The sequence below is a fragment of the Kribbella sp. NPDC026596 genome (assembly GCF_040638415.1).
Taxonomy (GTDB): Bacteria; Actinomycetota; Actinomycetes; order Propionibacteriales; family Kribbellaceae; genus Kribbella.
In genome coordinates, this window is sequence record NZ_JBEZYF010000147.1 from 1 (window position 1) to 4414 (window position 4414).

Annotated in this window: 5 protein-coding genes; all 5 read right to left on the reverse strand. The window is 71.3% G+C overall.

Features of this window, described 5'->3' with window-relative positions; translation table 11 throughout:
• Nucleotides 1–104: 104 nt before the first annotated feature.
• The 5 genes from AB0E63_RS46230 to AB0E63_RS46250 all read right to left on the reverse strand — a co-directional run bounded on the left by AB0E63_RS46230 (nt 105) and on the right by AB0E63_RS46250 (nt 4308).
• Entirely contained in the window at nt 105–611 is a 507-nt protein-coding gene (locus AB0E63_RS46230; RefSeq protein WP_360381228.1) for a DUF1232 domain-containing protein, read from the reverse strand.
• Between the two features lie 39 nt (nt 612–650).
• Complete coding sequence (locus AB0E63_RS46235; RefSeq protein ID WP_360381231.1) at nt 651–1340, reverse strand: neutral zinc metallopeptidase; 690 nt, start codon at nt 1338–1340, stop codon at nt 651–653.
• A gap of 108 nt (nt 1341–1448) precedes the next feature.
• Nucleotides 1449–2417, reverse strand: coding sequence for a trypsin-like peptidase domain-containing protein (locus AB0E63_RS46240; RefSeq protein ID WP_360381233.1), 969 nt, complete (start codon nt 2415–2417; stop codon nt 1449–1451).
• 17 nt (nt 2418–2434) lie between these two features.
• The gene (locus tag AB0E63_RS46245; protein WP_360381236.1) at nt 2435–3373 is read right to left on the reverse strand and encodes a VWA domain-containing protein; all 939 of its coding nucleotides are present in this window, start codon (nt 3371–3373) and stop codon (nt 2435–2437) included.
• On the reverse strand, nt 3370–4308 hold the full coding sequence (locus AB0E63_RS46250) for a DUF58 domain-containing protein (RefSeq protein ID WP_360381239.1): 939 nt from the start codon (nt 4306–4308) through the stop codon (nt 3370–3372). The genes AB0E63_RS46245 and AB0E63_RS46250 overlap by 4 nt, the downstream gene beginning before the upstream one ends.
• Nucleotides 4309–4414: the final 106 nt, after the last annotated feature.

The window sequence follows — 4414 nt, forward strand, 5'->3', positions numbered from 1 at the left end:
GCGGCTCGTCGAGCCCGCCGCGGCCCGGCTCGTCGAGCCGGCGGCGCCGACGGATCCGCTGCAGTCGTTCGCCTACGAGCACCCCGAGGAGGCCGCGGCCGACATCACCGACTGGCTCCGCCGCTACCGAAATCCCGACGACCCGGCAGACCTTCCCGCTGACGTTCTCGTTCCCTGTGGAGATAGAGACCCGTCGCGGTAGACACGCTGGTCAGCAGCCAGACCAGCACGCCGGCATCGTCGGTCACACCGATGATCGGCAGCAGGTCCGGGAGGATGTCGATCGGCGAGATCAGGTAGACGATCGCGAGCACCCAGAGGAACGTCCGGTTCCTCGGCAGGTCGGCGTACGTCCCCTGCCGGACGTCTCGCAGCAGCCGGGGCAGCGCCCGGGCCCGTTGGAAGATGTCCCCCTCCGGCACCGGTTCGCCCCGCGCGATCTTCTTCCGCCGCGCCCGCCGCCGCCAGACCACTCCCAGGGCGCCGATCCCGAGGCCCAGCACCAGCAGACCTCCGCCGACCCCGGCGGCCGGCAGCCCGGCAACATCCCCGTCCCGGAATACCAGGGTCAGGATCCCGATCAGCCCCAGCACTCCACCGAAGTACACCATCCTCCAACTGTAGGGTGCACGGCCTGAACGCGCCGGGTATCACGGAATGCAGGCGGTGACTCCGCCGGTGGCGCCAGTACTGAACGCCCGCGTTCGCTGCTGTACGTTGCCGTGGTCTCGCTCCGTCGTCCAGGGGTAATCGTCCGCGACCGCCGCGAGCGTCTGAGCGAGCTCTTCGGCGTCGCCTGGTTCGAAGGCGAGCACTCTGTCGTCCGCCGCACCCTGCAGCGCGGCCCCGGCGAAACAGTCCGCCTGAAGCTCCGCCTGCACCGAGACCAGGTCGGAGTTCAGCCGTGCCTGGATAGCGTGTCCCCACTCGTGGGCGATGATCAGGTAGACCCAGGCATCACCGATCTGGTTGTAGCCGGCCGCCATCAGGTTCTCGTCCCAGGCGAGGAAGTCGCCCGGGTGACAGTAGAACGCGTTGAATGCCACCGACGGCTCGCCGCCGCACGAAGGTCCGTCGGTGCCGACGTACGCACCGGCGACGCGCGGCGCGACATACGGCTCGTCGAGGATTTCGGCCGAGTGCCGTCGCCAGAATCCGTCCACCGCGTCGACCGCGTCTTGCTCGTCCTTGTTCATCGCCCCGCGATCGACCTCGTCGAGCGACGCGGGTGTGGTCGGCGCGGGCGTGGTCTGCACGGGCGCAGGCTCTTCGGCGGTCGGGGTCGTGATCTGGCAGCCCACGGCGGCCGGTACCAGGAGCAGCCACGCGAACCTGCTCATCCCCATGTCGCCCTCCGGGTTTGGTCGAGCCGTTACCGGCCCACTGTGCTGGCCATCCGGCGCCTCGGCCTCACCCGCTCAGGACGAGATGTCCGATCCCGGCGGCTTTCAGTCCAGCAGGTCCTCGACGATGGTGGTCATCCGGTCGACCGGGATGGCGAAGCCGATGCCGATGTTGCCGGAACGGGAGGTGCCGAGGGTCGCGATCGCGGTGTTGACGCCGACGACCTGACCGGCGGCGTTGACGAGCGGGCCGCCGGAGTTGCCGGGGTTGATGGCGGCGTCGGTCTGGATCGCCGACTGCCGGGTGCCGTTGTCGCCGAAGCGGGCCTGGCGGTCGACCGCGCTGACGATGCCGGCGGTCACCGTCCCTTCCAGCCCGAGCGGTGACCCGACGGCCAGCACCGGGTCACCGACCCGCAACTGTGCGGACCGGCCGAGCGTGAGCGCACGCAGTCCCTCGGTGTCGGCTGCCGAGACCTGGAGTACGGCGAGGTCGTTGTCCTCGTCGGATCCGATGACATCCGCGTCGACGGTACGTCCGTTCGACAGGACCAGGGATACATCGCTCGCTCCTTCCACTACGTGCGCGTTCGTGACTACGTGCCCCTGTTGGTCGATCGCGAACCCCGACCCGGTCGCGCGCCCGGCCCGCACCGACACCACGCCCGGCAACACACTCGCCGCCGCAGCCGAGATCGACCCTTCCGCCGCCGCCGGCGGAGCCCCCACCTGCGGCAACTCCACCGCGGACTGCGGATCCCGCGAACCGGTCACCGCGCCGGCCAGCCCACCCGCGACCATCGAGAGCGCCAGCGTTCCGACGAAGACGGCGCCCCGGCGTCCGCCGGTCCGTGGCGGGGAGTCCGTCACCCCGGCCGGAGGTGCCGCCGCCGGAGAGGGGGGAACCGAGACGGCAACCGGGGTGACGGAGAACGAGGGCGGCGGGGCCGGAGCCCCGGACTGCCGCGCGGGTGCGGCGGCTGACGCCGCCGGCGCCGCCGGCGCCGGCGAAGCCGGGGGCGGGCCGGGGACGTAGTCCGGGCCGCGGAATGGGTTTCCGAGGTGAGGGCTCATGGCTGGCTCCTTCAGGCTTACGGGAGGCGGGAGAACCAGAGGAGGGAGGCGAGGGCGGCCAGGAGGGCTGCGGCCAGGGCTATTCCGGCGACCAGGTTGGTGATCTCGCGGGGTTCGGTGGTCCAACCGATGGAGGACTGCAGGTCGGAGTACACGTCACGCAGTTGCTCGTCGCTCTCGGCGGCGTAGAAGGACCCGCTGGTCGCGTCGGCAAGGCCTTGCAGTGCCTCGGTGTCGGCGGGGACCGGGATGGTCCGGCCCTCGAGGTTCACGGTGCCCTGCGGCGTCCCGTACGCGATCGTCGACACCGGTACGCCGGCCTGCTCCGCAGCCTGAGCGGCCTCGTCGATCGGCCGTCCGGCCGTGTTGCCGCCATCGGACAGCAGCACGATCCGGCTCGGCGGCGGGTCGTCCGGATCGATCGTCCGGACCGCCTGCAGGCTCGTCATGACGGCCTCCCCGATCGCGGTGCTGTCACTCAGCTCCAGCCGGTTGATCGCGTCGACCGTCGCCTGGTGGTTCGTGCTCGGCGCCGCGACGACCGTCGCGGTCCGGGCGAACGACACCAGCCCGACGTTGAACTTCGCCGGCAGGTCCTGGACGAACTCCACCGCCGCCTGCTTGGCGACCTCGAACCGGTTCGGCGCCACGTCGGTCGCCGCCATCGAGTTGGACACGTCCATTGCGACCAGCACCGTCGCACGCTCGCGCGGAACCCGGATGTCCGCGACCGGCCGCGCGATCGCGATCGTCAGCACGGTCAGTGCCGCGAGGAAGGCCACGGCTGGCGCGTGCCGGCGCCAACCGGGCCGCGTAGGGGCGACCTTCTCCAACATCGGGAGGGTCGCGAAACGTACGGCGTACTTGGTCCGCCGGCGCTGGGCGATCAGGTACGCCGCGACCAGTGCGGCGACCAGCACCAGCAGCCAGAGCCACAGTGGTTGCTCGAATCTCATCGGATACCGGTCCTCCCGGTCGGGTGCCGCCGGGTGCCGGCCCGCCGGCGGGCGGTGGCGAAGGCGGCGACGTCACGGACCCAGTCGGTGTCGGTGCGCAGTACGAGGTGCGCGGCACCGGCGGCCCGGATCGCCTGAGTGGTCTGTTCACGGTGCGCGGTCATCGCCTCGGCGTACCGGCGCCGCAGCTTCTTGCCGGCGGTCTGGACTTCGCGCCGCCGGCCGGTTTCCGGATCAACCAGCGTGAGCAGGCCGACCTCGGGCAGTTCGAGCTCGCGCGGGTCCAGCACCTCGACCGCGATCACCTCGTGCCGCGCAGCCAGCCGGCGCAGCGGTTCCGCCCAGCTGTCCTCATGGAAGTCGGACACGACGACCCGCAGCCCCGGGCGGGGATGCTCACGGTTCAGCCGGGTGATCGCGGCGCCGAGGTCGGTCCGCGGATACTCGCCCGGCGTTGCCCTAGGCAACGACAGCAAGGTCCGCAACGACCGCCGGAGCTGCACAGCGCCGCCCGCGGCCGGGAGCCGGCGCAGCTCGTTGCCTAACGCAACGCGTACGCCGAGCCGGTTGCCGGGACGATCGGCCAGCAGCCCGACCGCCCCGACCACGGCGATGGCGAGATCCCGCTTCTCGCTGAGCGCGGTGCCGAAATCCATACTCGCGGACGCGTCGAGCAGCGCCCAGGTCTCCAGCTCGCGCTCGGCCAACGGCGCCCGTACGTGCGGTTCCAGTGAGCGGGCGGTGACGTTCCAGTCCATCCGTCGTACGTCGTCCTGGCCCGCCTGGTACGGCCTCGCCTCGTTGGGCTCGGTGCCGGGACCGCTGCGCAGGCCGGTGATCTCGCCGTGCAGGAACCCTTCCAGCTTGCGCTTCACCGACAACTCCAGCGCACGCAACGCCCGCTCGCGCCCGGCCAGCAGATCAGGACTGGTCATGGGGCCTCCCGGCCTGGACTGAGGAGCGGAGGGAGCGAAGCGACTGGAGTGACGAGGGAAGGCCGGGAGTCAAAGCCCCATGACCCGCCGGCGCCGAAGGCCCGGC

Excerpts from the sequence above, each read along its gene's own strand:
- AB0E63_RS46240 (WP_360381233.1), bottom strand. The coding sequence starts at position 2,417 with ATGAGCCCTCACCTCGGAAACCCATTCCGCGGCCCGGACTACGTCCCC.
- AB0E63_RS46250 (WP_360381239.1), bottom strand. The coding sequence starts at position 4,308 with ATGACCAGTCCTGATCTGCTGGCCGGGCGCGAGCGGGCGTTGCGTGCG.
- AB0E63_RS46235 (WP_360381231.1), bottom strand. The coding sequence starts at position 1,340 with ATGAGCAGGTTCGCGTGGCTGCTCCTGGTACCGGCCGCCGTGGGCTGC.
- AB0E63_RS46245 (WP_360381236.1), bottom strand. The coding sequence starts at position 3,373 with ATGAGATTCGAGCAACCACTGTGGCTCTGGCTGCTGGTGCTGGTCGCC.
- AB0E63_RS46230 (WP_360381228.1), bottom strand. The coding sequence starts at position 611 with ATGGTGTACTTCGGTGGAGTGCTGGGGCTGATCGGGATCCTGACCCTG.